The organism is Pseudarthrobacter sulfonivorans (assembly GCF_014712225.1).
In the GTDB taxonomy this organism is placed as follows: domain Bacteria; phylum Actinomycetota; class Actinomycetes; order Actinomycetales; family Micrococcaceae; genus Arthrobacter; species Arthrobacter sulfonivorans.
Map to the genome: position 1 here is coordinate 1 of NZ_JACXBW010000007.1, position 16,158 is coordinate 16,158.

The following is a 16,158-nucleotide window of genomic DNA, read 5'->3' on the forward strand; positions in this document are numbered from 1 at the left end:
CACGTAGGGACCCTGCTGCCCCACTCCAGGGCAGACCCTTGCTCGTTTAGTTGTTCTACAGCGGAACGAAGTACGGTTAAGGGGTGTGGAAAACAGCCCTTAAGCCCCGATGGATCGCAGGCCTGGTGTTCGCGATCGTCGTCTCCGGGGTGTTTGTCCTGCTCAGCCAGTGGCAGTTCGGGCGGTCCGTGCAACCCGAAGTTCCGGTCAGCCCGGCCACCGAAGAGACCAGGGCGCTCACGGAAACCCTTGAACCCGGAAGCTTCTTTCCCGGGTCCGTGTCCGACCAGATGGTTTCCGCAGACGGCACATATGACCCCGCAAAACAGGTCCTGGTTCCCGGACGCCTGAAGGACGGAAACACTGGCTACTGGGTGGTTTCCGCCTTTGCCGTGAAGGGGGCACCTGCCCTCAGCGGCGTAGCCGCGTCCCCGCAAACGTGGATTCCGGTAGCCCGCGGATGGGTGGCCGATCCCGACGACGCCGGGCCACCGCCGTCGGGCGCCGTCCAACTGACCGGACGGCTGATTCCCTCCGAATCGCCGCTCCCGGAAACCGCGCCGGAAGCAGGACACGCCTCCGCCGTCTCGGTCGCCGAACTCATCAATGACTGGGACGTCAGCAGTTACCCGGGATTTATCGCGGCCACCGCCGAAGTGACGGACGGCACCGACGTCAGCGCGGCGGCCAAAAGCGGGGATCTGAAGCCACTCAACATCGGTCCGCAGCCCCCGGCCCAGCAGGTCAACTGGCTCAACCTGTTCTACTCCTTGGAGTGGGTGGTTTTCGCCGGCTTCGCCCTGTTCATCTGGTGGCGGCTGGTGAAGGACGACTACCGGCGGGACCACGAAGAGGATCTCGACGACGACATCCACGAGGAAGCGCCGCCCACTCCGCCCAGCCCTCCAACTTCTGAACAGCTCCAACAAAAGGTAAAGCCATGATCGAACCGAAACCGGCCGTCCAGCAGGGTACCGCCCAGGGAAAAAACAAGAAGCGCCGCTTCGGCGGTACCGAGGCCCAGATCCGGTCAGCGCTGAAGTTCTACAAGGTACTGGCCTACCTGACCGGCGGGATGCTGCTGCTGCTGTGCGCCGAACTGATCGCACGGTACGCGTTTGGCCAGTACCTGTTCGCCGGTGGCACGAACGCCGTGACCGGCCAGCCGTTCGGCCTGGGCTTTGCCGACGCCGAACCCCAGGGCGTGCTGGGCGGAGTCAACCTCTCCGTTGCCGTGCTGATCGTGCACGGCTGGATGTACGTGGTGTACCTGATCTCCAACTTCCGGCTGTGGACGCTGATGCGCTGGCCGTTCCTCAAGCTCATCGTGCTGGCCCTGGGTGGGGTAGTGCCGTTCCTCTCCTTCTTCGTGGAGAAGAAGTTCCACGCCGAGGTCGAAGCGGAACTTGCGGCGCACCCGCAGGCGGCGCAGCGGTACTGACGCGCCGCGACGGCGGGGCGTCCCGCCGTCGGACGTTTGCTCCGTCACACCTGCGGTCCTGAATGTGCGGCGGGGCAACCGCGCAAAGTAGGCTAGTACGGTGACTACTCCCACTGCATCCCAGACTTCCCAGAAGCCGGTGCTGGTTGTTGACTACGGTGCCCAGTACGCGCAGCTGATTGCCCGCCGCGTCCGGGAAGCGAATGTGTATTCGGAAGTGGTTCCGCATACCTACAGCACCGAGCAGCTCCTGGCCAAGAATCCCGCTGCCATCATTCTGTCGGGTGGCCCGTCCAGCGTGTACGCGGACGGTGCACCATCGGTCGGCGCCGACCTGTTCGAGGCCGGAATTCCGGTGTTCGGCATCTGCTACGGCTTCCAGGCCATGGCAAACGCGCTGGGCGGAAAAGTCGACAAGACGGGCCTGCGCGAGTACGGCTCCACCCAGACCACCCTCCTCGGCGAGGGCCGGTCGGTGCTTGAGGGGATGCCGCAGCACCAGAACACCTGGATGAGCCACGGCGACTCCGTGCACGCCGCCCCTGAAGGCTTTGAAGTGCTGGCGACGACGGCGGGCGCCGAAGTGGCTGCCTTCGCCAACGAGGAAAAGTGCCTGTACGGCGTGCAGTGGCACCCGGAGGTGAAGCACTCAGCGTATGGCCAGCAGGTGCTGGAGAACTTCCTGTTCAAGGGCGCGAAGCTCGAGCCCAACTGGACCGCGGGGAACATCCTCGAGGAGCAGGTGGACCGGATCCGCCAGCAGGTCGGGGACGCCCGGGTCATCTGCGGCCTCTCCGGCGGCGTTGACTCCGCAGTAGCCGCAGCGCTGGTCCAGCGTGCGGTCGGCGACCAGCTGACCTGTGTGTTCGTGGACCACGGGCTGCTCCGCGAAGGCGAGGCCGAGCAGGTGGAACGCGATTTCGTGGCCGCCACCGGCGTCAAGCTCTACGTCGCCAACGAGCAGGAGCGGTTCCAGGCCGCCCTGGCAGGCGTCAGCGATCCGGAAACCAAGCGCAAGATCATCGGCCGCGAGTTCATCCGCGCGTTCGAAGAGGCCGAACTGGCCATCATCGCCGAGGCAGCGGCCCACGGCGAGAAGATCAAGTTCCTGGTCCAGGGCACGCTGTACCCGGACGTCGTCGAATCCGGCGGAGGCGAGGGTGCAGCCAACATCAAGAGCCACCACAACGTGGGCGGACTTCCCGAGGACCTGCAGTTCGAATTGGTGGAACCGCTGCGCGCACTGTTCAAGGACGAAGTCCGTGCCGTTGGCGCGCAGCTGGGCCTGCCGCAGGAAATCGTCGGCCGCCAGCCCTTCCCCGGTCCCGGCCTCGGCATCCGCATCGTTGGTGAGGTCACCAAGGAACGCCTGGACCTGCTGCGCAAGGCGGACGCCATTGCCCGGGCCGAGCTGACCGCCGCCGGGCTGGACAACGAAGTATGGCAGATGCCGGTTGTCCTGCTGGCCGATGTCCGCAGCGTTGGCGTGATGGGCGACGGCCGCACCTACGGCCACCCGATCGTCCTTCGCCCCGTGTCCTCCGAGGACGCCATGACGGCCGACTGGTCGCGCCTGCCCTACGATCTCCTGGCCCGGATCTCCAACCGGATCACCAACGAGGTGGAGGGCGTCAACCGGGTGGTGCTGGATGTGACCAGCAAGCCGCCGGGAACCATCGAGTGGGAATAGCAGTGTGAGTGGCCGGTCTCCGTCAGCGGAGGCCGGCCATTGCTCTCCTCCGTCCAAATCCCCTAATTTGGCCTGACCCAGTGTTGCGGTCTCTCATCCCGGCCGCTTTTGCGGCTACGCTCGAAAGCATGCCGGTATGGTCCAGGGCGTCACGTGCAAACGCAGAAAAGAAGGCAGTAGTGTCAGTTGGTCAAGGCCACCCGGAGGGTTCTGAAGAGCTTGGAAAATGGCTGTCCGGGCTCAAACCAGTCACCGGGGCAGACACCATGCTGCGTTTCACCAAGACCCCCGAGGGCTCCATTGACCTGACCCACGCCCACCCATCAGGGCTGGCGCAGCTGATGGCGGGCCGCCGTACCCGGCTGTCCACCCTGATTCGGGACCACCAGCAGTACGTGGTGGCGGCACGGGCCTCCCGGAATATCCGCTCAAAGATCTTCGAACTCGCAAACGACCGCGGCATTGACGCCGGGTATTTCTCCGCGGGCACCGTGGTGTGGACATCCGCCGTCGGCGGCAAACCCCAGCGCATTTCCGCGCCGGTCATGCTCACAGCGATTTCGCTCACGGTCCGTCCCGGCGAGGACGACTACGAGCTGCAGCTCACCGAACAGGCCCACATCAACCCGGCGCTGGTCCGGCACCTGAAGAACATCCACGGCATTGTTTTTGACGTCAACGCCGTCACCCGCCTCGCCTACAGCACCGCACGGTTTGACCCGCAGCCGGTCCTGGACCGGCTTGCCACACTGATCAGGCCCATCCACGGCGCGGAAGCCCAGCACAACCTGCTCGTGTCCACTTTTGCCGACCTCTCCGGCAACCTCGACGACCCCTGGATCAACGACGCCAACCCGCTCATCACCGCACTGGCCAAGGCAGGCGGCGGTGAAGTGGTTGACGTTGACCAGCCGGATCCCTCGCGCTTTCCGAGCGTGGACGATCGCCACCCCGGCGACGAACTGCTCCTGCTGGATGCGGACCCGGACCAGCAGTACGTTATCGACGCCGCGCGCGCGGGGGACTCGCTGGTGGTCAGCACCCCGCCGGGCACGGGCCAGACCCAGACCGCCATCAACACCATCGGCGCACTGGTGGACGCGGGACGGTCGGTCCTGGTGGTAGGAGACCGCCGAGCCAGCCTGAACGAAGTGTCCGGCCAGCTGGAAGCCCTGGGCCTGGAGTCCATCCTTTTCCAGCTCTCCGGCACCGCCACACCACAGCAGCTCAAGGCCCAGCTGGTGCGGGCCATCGTGCGCAACGAGAAATCACTCGAACCGCAGCTGGGAAACCTGCACAAGACCCTCATCGAACACCGCCACGCCCTGATGGACCACGTGGCCTCCCTGCACAACGTGCGCCAGCGCTGGGGCTGCTCGCCGTACCAGGCAATGCAGTCACTCGCCGAGCTGACGTCCATCCACCCGGCCCCGGCCACCACTGTGCGCCTCAAGCGGAGTGTGCTGGACAGCATCCGTGACCGCAACGAGCTCGCCGGCAGGCTCCGGCGGGCAGCCGAGCTTGGCAGCTTCAGCCGGGCGTCCACCACCAGTCCATGGCACGGTGCCCGGCTCCTCACCCGCAAAGAGACCGAGGAAGCCCAGGAACTGGCCCGCTCCGTGGCGCAGAACCTTCCGGTCCTCCGCGACCGGATGCACAGTGTGGCCGAGCACGCCGAGATCCGGCTGGGCACCTCCTTCGCTGAATGGGGAGAGCAGCTCGAACTGCTGGTGGCCGTCCGCGAAAGCCTTGACAAGTTCACGCCGGACATCTTCGACCGGCCGGTCCACGACCTGATCTCCGCCACTGCCGCCTCTGCCTGGCGCCGGGAGCGGAACATCGACATGGCGTCCATGCAGCGGTCCCGGCTGCGCCGCGTCGCCAAGGAGTACGTCCGGCCAGGTGTCCACATCGCTGACCTCCACAGTTCATTGGTGCTGGTACAGGAGCAGCGGGCCCTCTGGTCCGGGTACGCCACCTCTCAGCGCCACCCGGCCGTCCCTTCCGGGCTCGCCGAAATGAACGTGATGTACCGTTCGCTGGACCGGGAGCTCACTGAACTGGGGGAGGCCCTCCGGCACACGGCGGCCGGCGGCTCGCTGGCCGCTGCCCGCTACGAGGAACTCATGGAACGGCTTGAGCGGCTGGTCGCGGACACCAACACGCTGAAAACGCTGCCGGAACGCACCTTGCTCGTGGAAAACATGCGCGAACACGGCCTGGGTGAACTCCTTGCCGACCTTGCCGACCGTGAGGTTCCGGAAGAGTCCGTGGCCGCCGAGCTTGAGCTCGCCTGGTGGCAGTCCGCCCTGGAAGCCATGATCAGCGGCGACGATTACCTGGCCATGTCGGACGGTGACGCCCTCCGCCAGCTTGAGGCCGAATACCGGCTTGCAGACAACGCCCACATTGCCAGCGGTGCGGCGCGGCTGCGCTGGGATCTCTCCGAACGGTGGCGGGCCGCCCTGGCGGAGCACCCGCGCCAGGCCCAGTTGCTCCGCAGCCTGCTGAAGGACGGCAGGGTGACGCTGGCTGCCCTGACGGCCCAGGCGCCGGACCTTGTCCCGATGCTGGTTCCCGTATGGTCGGTCAGCCCCTACCTGATGACCGGGCTCCTGCCCGCGGAGCAGCGCTTTGATGCCGTGGTCATACTGGACGCTGAAGCCACATCGCTGCAGGCCGTCCTGCCTTCCATTGCCCGCGCCAAGCAGGTGATTGCCTTCGGTGACGCCAAGATCGCCAGTCCCCGAACCTTCACTGTGGGCGTGGAGCGCCTGGCCGTTGGCGAAACCGCCCACCAGCGGGTGGAAAGTGCCTACACTGCGCTGTCTGCCGTGCTGCCCGTCTGGCGCCTGAATTTTGTCTACCGTGCAGTGGACGAGGACCTCGTCCTGCAGCTGAGCAAGAATTTCTACGACGACGGCCTCCGCCGGCTCCCCGAGGGACAGGCGGCCACCGGCCTGGACCGGGCGCTGACGGTAGAGTACCTGCCGGACGGGACCGGGCTGCCCAGCGCCGACCACGAAGGTGTGGAGTCCGTGGTGGCCGAGGTCAACCGCGTGGTGCAGCTGGTTTTCGAACACGCACGGCTGCGTTCCCGCACGTCCCTGGCCGTGGTGACTGCCAGTCTCCGGCACGCGGCCCGGATCGGTGAGTCCATCCGGCTGCAACTGCCCAACCACCCCACGCTCGCCGGGTTCTTCGGCGGCGGGGACGAGTCCTTCCGGGTGGTTGACCTGGAGCGTGCGCAGGGCCTGGTCCGCGACCACATCATCTTCTCGCCCGGCTTCGGCCGCACTCCCCACGGGCGGGCGCTGCACAACTTCGGTCCGCTTTCCGCTGAGGGTGGCCGGGAAAAATTCGCGCTGGCCATGACGCGTGCCCGGCGGTCCATCCACGTCCTGACATGCTTCCAGCCCGAAGACCTCGACCACACCCGGCTTTCGTACGGCGCCGTGGAGCTCTACGAGCTCCTGAACCGTGAAATCGCCGGAAAGACGGACCTCGGCACCCCTGCGTCCCGGGCCGCCGCCAGCGAACAGGCACTCGGCGCCGACCCCCTCGTGGCAGACCTCGGCGACCGGCTGCGCGCCCGCGGTGCCCGTGTCTGGCACCAGTACGACGGTGTCATCGACGTGGTGGCGGCGGCGGACCCGCTGAGTACTATGGGGCAGGACGACGCCGATATCCCGTGGCCGGTGGCGATCGAATCCGACGGCACGGAGCAGTACCGCACCATGAGCGTCCGCGAGCGGAGCCGGCTCCGCCCGCAGCTGCTGGAACGGATGGGCTGGCGGTACATGCCGCTGTGGACCATTGAAGTATTTACGGACCCGTCCACCTGCGCCGACCGGATCGCAGGCTACCTGGGCCTTGAGAATGTTGTCCCGCCCGGACGCGGCACCGCCTCGGGAGGATTCTTTGACGAGGATTTGGACTCGCGTCGCCGGGGGACGGCTGGAAACGACAGTAACGAATACCAGGCCGGACGCCTGGAGAGCGAGGAGGTTGTTGTGAACGCACAGAACCCCGGCCCGGCCGGTACCGAAGGCGACGCCCAGCCAGACACCACGGGCAACGGCCAGGCGCCCGCACCGGAAGCCCCGCAGACCGGTACCGCAGGAATCCTGCCCAACAAGGCGGCTGAGGATGATCCCCGGAACTGGGGCGACGGCACCGAGGACGATCACGACGCGTGGCTCAAGGAGAACAAGCCGCCGCACTGGGGCGGATAGCGGCCACGGTCCCGTGCTGACAGGCTGTATCGCCCCTGCCGCGCCACGTCACCCTGCCGGGCTCGGAGGTCCCACCAGGACAAAGAACAGTTTGCCCTGCGTGGACGCGCCGGCCAGGCGGGCGGCCTGTTCAGGGGCTGCTGCCACCACGATTAGCCCGTCAGTTTCGCCGGTGCCGAGCCACTGACCCGTTTTCCCGCCCTGCCCCGACGTCCAGAGGACCGGTACCGAGGACGCGAGCACCTGGGATGGGGAGTTCTGGTCGTAGCCGTTGGCGCCGGTCAGCACCACGTTAACGAGCTGCCCGGGGGACACCAGCTGGATGGAGGATGGATCCGCCATCCTCAAGGGCACGGCCGCAGAACCCGGCGGTGCTCCGGCGAGGAGGCCTGGACCCAGCAGCTGGGAATCCGTCAGCAGCTGGCCCTTCCGCAGCGGTGCTGCAAGCTGCTTGCCGGTGGCTTCGCGCGGGTCGGTGACTGACCCGGCGTTCACCAGCTGCGGGGGAATCTTCACAGGGGCCAGGTCGGCTGCCGCTAATGCTGTGCCGGCGGGCAGGTCCCGCGCGGCGGCCAGTGTCGTTGCGGTGTCAGCGGGCGGGGGAGTGAGCTGATGGACGGTGATTCCGGCGGCGATGCACAGCAGGAGGGCGATGGCGAGGCGCCGGTTCCGGCTCAGCCACGGCATGAGTCTGCGGCGGCCGCGGCGGCGAGCGTCGCTGGTCCCCAGTTGGTGGCGGACCGCGCGTGCGGGCGCGGCGGTCCGGCGGCTGGGGCGGAAGAGGGTTGCGGGCATGGCGCCAACGCTATGTTCCGGAGACTGCGGGGCACAGCAGCAGAGGTGCCTATGTGGACAACTGTGCAGCCGGCGTCGGGCGCGGCCTTAAACGGTGCCGCAACACCGGACTCAACGCGGGCGGATCAGCCCTTTGCTACGGAAAGGTCCGTAACTGAAGACCGCGGGTAACGTCAGCTGGCTGCAGCTGCGGCGGCCGGTGCCGGGGCAGCTGCCGGAGCGGGCGCTGCGGCGGGTGCGGCAGAAACCGTGCTTCCCTTGGCATCGCGGGAGTCGGTCCGGTAAAAACCGGAGCCCTTGAAAACCACACCAACGCTGTTGAACTTCTTGCGCAAGGCTCCCTGGCACTCCGGGCACGAAGTCAGGGTGCTGTCGGTAAACGACTGGAAAACGTCGAAGGCGTGGCCGCAATCCTTGCAGGCGTAGGCATAAGTGGGCACTGGTGATCCTCCTCTTGGGCAAACGAGAGGTCCTGTATTGCCTTGAACGAGCGGGCCGTTCATTAGCAGTCTCAGGGCCTGAGTGCCAATTCTATCACCCCAAACCAGCGGCACCTGAGACTGGCGGCGGCACCGGTCAGGGCCGGGGTAGCAAGGGAACCAGCCCCGACGGGGTCAGGGCGACGGGGACCTTCCGGTCGAACGCCTCGGCGGGAATGGTTCCGGCCGGCAGCACTTCCGCATCGAACACGATGGCCGCCACCGGGATGTCCAGCCCCTGACGGGCCAGTGAGCCCAGAAAAACATCGTAATAGCCGCCCCCCTGGCCGATCCGGTTCCCGCTGAGATCCAACGCTGTGGCGGGGATCAGGAGGCCGGACACGGAGGCCATGACGGCGAGGTCGTGGCGGGGTCCAGCGGGTTCCAGCACGGGAGCAAAGCGGCTGCGGACAAACTCCGCCTCGGGGGTCCAGCGGGTCCAGCTCAGGTGGCGATCCGGTTCACAGACGGGGAGCAGGACCGTGTGGCCGAGGCGGTGCAGTTCGCTGATCAGCGGCAGCGTGGGCGGCTCAGGCACCACGCCCAGATAGGCGCAAAAGGTCGACGGCGTTGCGCCGGTCAGTTGTTCGGCCCACGTTGCGCCGTGGACGGCGAGGGCCGCGCCGGCCGCCTCGCGTGCGCCGGGTTCCGTGGCCGCGCGTTGCGCGCGGTGGCGTGCCCGGATGCCTTCCTTGGCCGCCCTATCGCGCTCGGACATACCGTTCCCTCTTCCAGGTGCTGAATGCAGATGTGCCGCCTGCGGGTATGCAGGCAGGGGCGACCAGGAATTACTGAATGATCAGCCCCCTCCGTTAGATTAGTCCAGTGACTACCTCTCAGCAGACTGTACGCAAAGCCGTTATCCCTGCAGCCGGGCTCGGCACCAGGTTCCTGCCGGCCACCAAGGCGATGCCCAAGGAAATGCTTCCGGTGGTGGACAAGCCTGCCATCCAGTATGTGGTTGAAGAGGCTGTCCACGTTGGTCTCAACGACATCCTGATGATCACGGGACGCAACAAGCGCGCCCTGGAGGACCACTTTGACAGGGTTCCTTCGCTGGAGGACACGCTGGAAGCCAAGGGCGATCTGGCCAAGCTCGAGTCCATTCAGGCAGCCAGCAACCTCGGTGACATCCACTACGTCCGCCAGGGCGACCCCAACGGCCTTGGCCATGCAGTGCTTCGTGCAAAGCAGCACGTCGGCAACGAACCGTTCGCTGTTCTCCTTGGTGACGACCTGATCGATGCCCGGGATGAACTCCTCAGCACCATGATCGAAGTGCAGGCCAAGACCGGCGGATCCGTGGTGGCCCTCATCGAGGTGGAGCCCTCCCAGATCAGTGCCTACGGGTGCGCCGACGTCCAGGCCATCGATGGTGAAGCCTACGTCAGGATCAACAAGCTCGTCGAAAAGCCCGACGTGGACGAGGCCCCCTCAAACCTGGCCGTCATTGGCCGCTACGTCCTCCACCCCGAAGTTTTCGAGGTCCTGGAGCGCACGGGCCCGGGCCGCGGCGGGGAAATCCAGCTGACGGACGCGCTGCAGGAACTGGCCGCCGGCGACGGTGAGGGCTACGGCGTTTACGGCGTGGTCTTCCGCGGCCGCCGTTACGATACCGGCGACAAGCTCAGCTATCTCAAGGCCTGCGTCCAGCTTGCCATTGACAGCGATGACCTCGGCCCCGGTCTGCGGGAGTGGCTGCCAGGCTTCGCTGCAGGCCTCGCTAAATAGCTGCCGTGCGTCCCGGACCAACGTGGCCCACCACCCTGGAGTGCGGTGACCTCGTCCTGCGCCCCATCAGGTATCGGGACAAAAGGGAATGGACCGAGGTCCGGTCACGCAACCGGGAGTGGCTGGAGCCTTGGGAAGCCTCCAATCCGGCGCCCGGCGGCCTCCTCCCGGACTACCGGCAGATGGTGCGGTCCCTGAAGATACAGGCAGCCCAAGGCACCGCCTTGCCCTTCCTGATCACAGAACGCACGCCAAGGTCCGCGGCGCCCGCCATCGTTGGCCAGCTGACAGTGTCCTCCATTGTGTGGGGCTCGGCCATGATGGCGACCTTGGGGTATTGGGTTGACCAGGCGCGGGCCGGGCACGGCATCGCACCCACCTCTGTTGCCCTGGCCACCGACCATTGTTTCCAGGTCCTCGGGCTGCACCGGATGGAGATCAACATCCGGCCCGAGAACGGCCCGAGCCTGCGGGTGGTTGAAAAGCTGGGCTTCCGAGATGAGGGTTACCGGCCCCGTTTCCTGCACATCAACGGGGAATGGGCTGACCACCGCACATTTGCGTTGACGGCGGAAGAAGTACCCGAAGGACTGCTCAACCGATGGCTGGCATCCCGGTCCTGACCTGCAAAGGCTCTTCCGAAGTCATAAATCCATTGATTTGCCACGTTGCCCGCGACACACCGAGGCTAATGCGGGAGCGGCTGACGGAATACTCATACGGTTTTGATTGTGGACTTCCCTCTTAGCAGCTCAGTGATCCTTGTGGTTGCCGTTGTGCTCTGGATCGTATGGGTTGCGCCTTACGTCCTGCGGAACCGTCGGCACCAGGCCCAGGCCGCTGGCGACTATTTCGCGGATGTTCCAGCTATTGAATCATCGGACCCGAGAGCCGGGATGGTCATGAATATCGCCGCCCCGCAGGAGAAAGCCATGGATATCAGGAAGAGTCCCGAAACCGTAGCCGCGCCTGCCGGTAGAGCAACGACGGGCGCGTTCCGGATCCGATACGGCCGGACCGCCATTGCCCTCGCCGGCGTGGCGGGATTGCTGACCGCCTTTGTGTCCGCTGTTCTGCTGCTGTTTGGGCTGGGAACTGCCCTGCTGCCGGTAGCGGGCGTGGCCACCACCGTAATCGCCGTGGTGCTTTTGCGCTCCCTTGCTGTGCGGGACCGCAAAGCCAAGGTGCAGGCTGCCTTCCGCTCCGCCATGAGCGCCCCGGTCCGCCGCCAGGAACCAGCCTCGGAGGTCCGGGACACGCCGCTCCCGGCCGCGCAGCCGGAAAGCCGGCTCTTTGACGCCGAGGCTCACACGCCTGCCCCGAAACCGCTCACCGCGATGGAGCTCCGGGAAGCCGCGTTGGCCGTCGCTGTTGCCGCGGGAGACGCCAGCGCCAGCGAGGCGATGAAGTCTGCGCCCGTCGCAACCACCTGGGAACCTGTGGACGTGCCCAAGCCTGTGTACGTTGAGGCCGCCAAGGCTGAGCGTCCGGCGCCCGAGCCGCTTGATCTGCCGGAAGCGCCCAAAGCCACGGGGAAGCCGTCCCTGAAGCAGGGAACCCCCGCAGTCCCGCCCGTGCCGTCAGCCAAGCCCCTCACTAAGGCCCAGAGCGCCTTGAGTAACCTTGACGACGTCCTGCAGCGCCGCCGCGCCTGACCGGAATTGGTAATGCGCAGAGAAAATTTGTAGCCTAAGTTCACCGGCGCCGCCGTTCCTTCCAGGGAGGCGGACTGTTCCGGGGCTATAGCTCAGTTGGTAGAGCGCTTCGTTCGCATCGAAGAGGTCAGGAGTTCGAATCTCCTTAGCTCCACTCTAAAAGTCCTCTGACCTGCGGAAACGTTGAGTCGGAGGGCTTTTCTCTTGCCCGTTTATAGGACCAGCCGACGATTACCCGACGGTTTGCGGCTAGAAACGGCATTGGAGGGAAGATTGGCCCTAGCGCCTCAGCGTAGTTCCTAACCTTCAGTATGGCGCAGCGAGCATTGCATGGCTGGCTTGCCGCAATGATCGCGCGTGCCCGCATGTAGTCGAGCTAGCTGTGGCAAAGGGGCATGGGACGCGTGCCCATAGGACAGCGCAGGTATATTGCTCGTGAGGAAACGAAAGCTCTCCGAGGGGAATGCCTACGGTGGGTTCACCGATATCTCTGGAACATGCTTAATACTGAAAGGGCTGCTGGGAGATGGCAAAGACGCCGCCAACCGAACGTCAGCTTCAGGTCCTGCATTGGATCGCCGATGGCTGCCCGGCAGGGGCCTTGACGGATCCTAGATACAAAGTCAGCGCCTACGCGCTGGAACGTCGGAATCTTGTCCGAGTGAAGCGCCGCAAGAATCCATGGCTAGCGGAAATTACCGATACAGGCGCGCAGTTACTTGCCAATGGCGGGGCCGCCCCCATGACCGCAGCCGAGCCAGCGACGCCGGACTCGAACGCTTTGCAGCCGCGTGCAGAAGTGCCAGAGTTATCGATCCCCTCAAAGCAGCCCATGCAGGTGTCGGTCAGGGCGCGTGCCGTTCCCGCCAAGAGTGCTACGCAAAAGATGATGGACCGCCTGGTAGTGGAAGGTGCTCTTGAATTCACGAACGCGGAAACCGGAAGGTGCAGGCAGCTCGTCACGGTCGCTCGGCGGAAGAAGTTGTTTCCGGACGACATGGAGCTCGTCGTCAACACTAACTGGAACAAGCCTTGCACCGTTGAGTTGAGACGCCGTCCAGAGTGGCAGTTGGTGACCCTTGCCCCAGTAGACGTGCTTGCAGTCATTCGGATGCCCCATGACGTCGTTGCCAAGCTGAAACAGCTGCGAACAGACCGTCTTTGGCATGGACGCGCCCCGGTGGAAATGGACGTTACGCATCGTCCAGGGACTCGTTGTGGAAGCTGAACGACGGGGGCACGGAGTAGCGGCAGTACCTGTGGCTAAGCCGGACTACTATGGTCGCGTTAGCCGCGAAGAACGGAATAACGGTCATCTCAAAGTTGGCATTGGTGAAGACGAGGTCCATCTGCTTTTCAGTCAGGCAACGGAGCGAGTGCCGCATCTACTTACGGTGTCCGAACTTCGCCGACAAGCACATGGCTATTCGGTTTCGACCGAAGAAGTTGTAAAAACGGCCTTCCTCTCCATCCGTCTCAAGGGTTTGGAGCCACCGTTCTGGAAATCTGAGTGGACCGAAACTGACACGACACGCGCCGATTCGCTGTTGCCACGAATTATCCAAGAGATCGAACTGCGAGCCGCACGTGCGGTCGAGTTGCGGCTCGAAAGGCAGCGCCGTGACGATGAAAAGCGCCGGCAATGGGAAGCGGCTCGAGAACAGGCGATCGGACGCCTCAATGAGGTGCATCGTGCCAGCGTGCTTCTTGACCAAGCCGAGCGATTCCAACGGGTGCAGCTGTTGGGCGACTACATCGCCGCGTTGAGGATCCACATCGATTCAATGAATCCGGTGGATGCGGACGCTGCCATTGACTGGCTGCGCTGGGCACAAACCCATGCCAAGACGATCAGCCCATTGCTCGGCGAGATTCGCATGCCGGACGATCCCGAGCCAACTGCCGACGCGATCAAGCCATATATGAAGGGCTGGAGCCCGTATGGTCCCGATTTGTGGATGTGGAGATGAAATCAAGCTGACGGTTCCGGGCTCCCGAATCGTTCGAGTGCATCGGTGAGATCAGGAGATTCCGTAGCTTTCGCTATGTAGTGCTTTTCTGTGATGGCTGTTCCCGAGTGACCGAGCTGCGCCGCGGCGTGCTTTGAGCTGTATTCCTGGTCAATCAGCGTGGCAACCGATTTGCGGAAGACATGTGGGGTTACCCATTCGTAGGCGGATCCGGCACGCGCATCACGCCACTGCCTACGGAAGTTGTGCGGGCTCCGCACGGTTCCTGTAGAGGATGGAAACAACATGGCTTCGGGATTGGGCTGCTCGGCTGCAAACTTGCGATGGAGAGTTTCCGCGGCGAAGGGTGGCACCTTCACCGTCCTGAATCCGGCTTTTGTCTTGGGATGGTCCTGCCGGTATGCGCCGCGCCCCCGTTCCATGACTACTGTGCCGGAGATTGTGATGGTCGGTGGCTCTGCTTGAAGATCAATATCTTGCCAACGGATGGCGAGCACCTCGCCTATTCGGGCGCCGGTGGCAAGGAAAATGTCGAGAACGTCTAGTAGGTCTGTTACGCGCGGCCGTCCTTGGTGTGTGGGGTCCTCCTGCCACCTGCCAATGACAGTTCGGAGCTTCTGAACGTCTTTGACCGATAGAGCCTTGACGTCCTTCTTTGCGAGCTTGATGGGTCCGACATCGCGGACTGGATTGCTGTGCAGGGCATCGTGCCGTACGGCTAATCCAATGATTCCGGTGAGGACTACTTTTGAGTGCCGGGCTGTGGCCGGATGGTCGACGGCAACGTTTTTCAAGAACCGGTCGAGCCTGCCAGTCGTAAGTTCGTTGAGCCGCAGGCCGGAAAGGGCAGGTGAAATGACTCGGTTGTACGTGTCCTTGTAGCCATCGATGGTCCGGCGGCCAGCCCGGCCGCTGCTTTCGATTTCGGCGAACCAAAGTGTGCTGAGCTCAGAAAGTCGCATGCTGCGGGAAATCTCGGATTGGACCGGAGTTTGACGGTCCTTCAGCATGGTCACCAGGGCTCGCTCCGCGCCGGCACCGGTGTCACCCCAAGCTTCCGCTGCACGTGTTACGCCGTCTGTGTCCCGGCATCTGGCTGTGGCTCGCCACCGGCCGCTTGGGATTTTCTGACGGCGGATCTTGCCCCATGTGCCGAGCGGCAACGGAGGTCTTGGTGACATCAGGCCTCCAGGCGCGAGGACAACCAGGAATCGTAGTCAGCCCGGCTGATTCGCAAATGCCTACCGATTCGGTAGGCGCGGGGGCCGAGGTGCTTGACCCGCCATTGGTAGAACGTCTGCTCTGGAATCTGTAGCTGGGTGCAGATGTCCTTCGGGGTCAGCCATTGCTCGTCGGTAGGTTCCGCAGTGCTGCTGCTTTCGGGGGTGGTGGTCATGAGCTTCTCCGTCCTAGTTGCGGGCCCAAGGGCAAGATCTGTTCCTGGTTCATGGAAGCAGGGCCTTGGGGCGGCATGACGGACACGTGGAATCCGGCCGCCAGTGCTCCGACATGGCGCTGCACGTGTTCTGGGGAAGCGCTGAACTTAGCCGAAGAGTGTTGTACCAGGCCGGCGTCCCGAAGCAACTGGAGGTGCCGGCGGACCTTCGACGGCGACGCGTCGAGATGGATGCCGATCTGGCCACAGCTCGAGGGGCCATTCCTCAGCAGGAAGCGGACAATTCGGCTTCGCGTTTTGTTCATCAAGATGCTCGACATGGAGACCACAACCTGAGGAATGCTAAGGAGGGATTGTAGACGGGTCTACACATGCAGGATACTCCCGTTGGGCGTCATGTTGGAAGAGGCTGGCCGTGGAAATGATCCCTCAATGGACGTGAGGAGATTGCCATGCAAGATCACCCACAGGTCAGGGCTTTTTACCGAGGCGGCTCTGTCTCTCCGAGCCGAACGGTACTGGCACTACGGCTCGACGAACGAGCGCGTCGAATTTCTGCGGGCGCTTGGCGACGTGCTGACCGAGGTCTCGTACCACTTGGACGCCAACGCGGTGCTGCCGCCGGAGTTCCTGGAGGTGTGCCAGGATATGGCCGTTCCAGCGATCCGGAACCTACCGCTGCCGCCGTCCGCCGGGTCTATTTTGATGTCTTGCCTTGACCGTCGAATTGAGCGGCTGATTGCCGCGCAGGGTGACTCAGGGAATA

Annotated in this window: 15 protein-coding genes and 1 tRNA gene; 10 read left to right on the forward strand and 6 right to left on the reverse strand. The window is 64.4% G+C overall.

Translation table 11 applies throughout. The annotated features are described in order from the left end of the window. Window positions 1-83: 83 nt before the first annotated feature. The 4 genes from IAQ70_RS10305 to IAQ70_RS10320 all read left to right on the forward strand — a co-directional run bounded on the left by IAQ70_RS10305 (window position 84) and on the right by IAQ70_RS10320 (window position 7,366). A complete protein-coding gene (locus tag IAQ70_RS10305; protein ID WP_190989234.1) occupies window positions 84-944 on the forward strand; it encodes an SURF1 family protein in 861 nt (286 codons plus the stop codon). Then, window positions 941-1,441 (forward strand): DUF3817 domain-containing protein, encoded by a 501-nt coding sequence (locus tag IAQ70_RS10310; protein WP_190989235.1) that lies wholly within the window; start codon window positions 941-943, stop codon window positions 1,439-1,441. The genes IAQ70_RS10305 and IAQ70_RS10310 overlap by 4 nt, the downstream gene beginning before the upstream one ends. A gap of 100 nt (window positions 1,442-1,541) precedes the next feature. Next, complete coding sequence (guaA, locus tag IAQ70_RS10315; RefSeq protein ID WP_190989236.1) at window positions 1,542-3,131, forward strand: glutamine-hydrolyzing GMP synthase; 1,590 nt, start codon at window positions 1,542-1,544, stop codon at window positions 3,129-3,131. Between the two features lie 128 nt (window positions 3,132-3,259). After that, entirely contained in the window at window positions 3,260-7,366 is a 4,107-nt protein-coding gene (locus IAQ70_RS10320; RefSeq protein WP_190989237.1) for an AAA family ATPase, read from the forward strand. Between the two features lie 48 nt (window positions 7,367-7,414). On the opposite strand, the gene cpaB is transcribed toward IAQ70_RS10320, so the two are convergent. From cpaB to IAQ70_RS10335, 3 genes are all read right to left on the reverse strand, one after another. Next, window positions 7,415-8,161, reverse strand: coding sequence for a Flp pilus assembly protein CpaB (gene cpaB / locus IAQ70_RS10325; RefSeq protein WP_190989238.1), 747 nt, complete (start codon window positions 8,159-8,161; stop codon window positions 7,415-7,417). 173 nt (window positions 8,162-8,334) lie between these two features. Continuing rightward, the gene (locus tag IAQ70_RS10330) at window positions 8,335-8,601 is read right to left on the reverse strand and encodes an FmdB family zinc ribbon protein (protein WP_164198708.1); all 267 of its coding nucleotides are present in this window, start codon (window positions 8,599-8,601) and stop codon (window positions 8,335-8,337) included. Window positions 8,602-8,737: 136 nt separating this feature from the next. Continuing rightward, the gene (locus IAQ70_RS10335) at window positions 8,738-9,358 is read right to left on the reverse strand and encodes a 5-formyltetrahydrofolate cyclo-ligase (RefSeq protein ID WP_190989239.1); all 621 of its coding nucleotides are present in this window, start codon (window positions 9,356-9,358) and stop codon (window positions 8,738-8,740) included. 107 nt (window positions 9,359-9,465) lie between these two features. Between IAQ70_RS10335 and galU the strand changes: the two genes are divergently transcribed. From galU to IAQ70_RS10365, 6 genes are all read left to right on the forward strand, one after another. Beyond that, entirely contained in the window at window positions 9,466-10,371 is a 906-nt protein-coding gene (gene galU, locus IAQ70_RS10340; protein ID WP_190989240.1) for a UTP--glucose-1-phosphate uridylyltransferase GalU, read from the forward strand. A gap of 5 nt (window positions 10,372-10,376) precedes the next feature. Further along, on the forward strand, window positions 10,377-10,994 hold the full coding sequence (locus tag IAQ70_RS10345; protein ID WP_190989241.1) for a GNAT family N-acetyltransferase: 618 nt from the start codon (window positions 10,377-10,379) through the stop codon (window positions 10,992-10,994). A 132-nt stretch (window positions 10,995-11,126) separates the two neighbouring features. Then, the gene (locus IAQ70_RS10350) at window positions 11,127-12,026 is read left to right on the forward strand and encodes a hypothetical protein (RefSeq protein WP_190989242.1); all 900 of its coding nucleotides are present in this window, start codon (window positions 11,127-11,129) and stop codon (window positions 12,024-12,026) included. A gap of 81 nt (window positions 12,027-12,107) precedes the next feature. Next, window positions 12,108-12,180, forward strand: a tRNA-Ala gene (locus IAQ70_RS10355). A gap of 372 nt (window positions 12,181-12,552) precedes the next feature. Continuing rightward, complete coding sequence (locus tag IAQ70_RS10360) at window positions 12,553-13,254, forward strand: hypothetical protein (RefSeq protein WP_190989243.1); 702 nt, start codon at window positions 12,553-12,555, stop codon at window positions 13,252-13,254. Window positions 13,255-13,285: 31 nt separating this feature from the next. Then, window positions 13,286-13,996: a hypothetical protein gene (locus IAQ70_RS10365; RefSeq protein WP_190989244.1), complete on the forward strand. Its 711-nt coding sequence runs from the start codon at window positions 13,286-13,288 to the stop codon at window positions 13,994-13,996. A 2-nt stretch (window positions 13,997-13,998) separates the two neighbouring features. Here IAQ70_RS10365 and IAQ70_RS10370 read toward each other — a convergent pair whose 3' ends face one another. The 3 genes from IAQ70_RS10370 to IAQ70_RS23310 form a co-directional block, all read right to left on the reverse strand. Then, complete coding sequence (locus IAQ70_RS10370) at window positions 13,999-15,006, reverse strand: tyrosine-type recombinase/integrase (protein WP_223859884.1); 1,008 nt, start codon at window positions 15,004-15,006, stop codon at window positions 13,999-14,001. A gap of 170 nt (window positions 15,007-15,176) precedes the next feature. Beyond that, on the reverse strand, window positions 15,177-15,392 hold the full coding sequence (locus IAQ70_RS10375; RefSeq protein ID WP_190989246.1) for a helix-turn-helix transcriptional regulator: 216 nt from the start codon (window positions 15,390-15,392) through the stop codon (window positions 15,177-15,179). After that, entirely contained in the window at window positions 15,389-15,712 is a 324-nt protein-coding gene (locus tag IAQ70_RS23310) for a winged helix-turn-helix domain-containing protein (protein WP_223859844.1), read from the reverse strand. Before IAQ70_RS23310 ends, IAQ70_RS10375 begins: the two co-directional genes overlap by 4 nt. Between the last annotated feature and the right edge of the window lie 446 nt (window positions 15,713-16,158).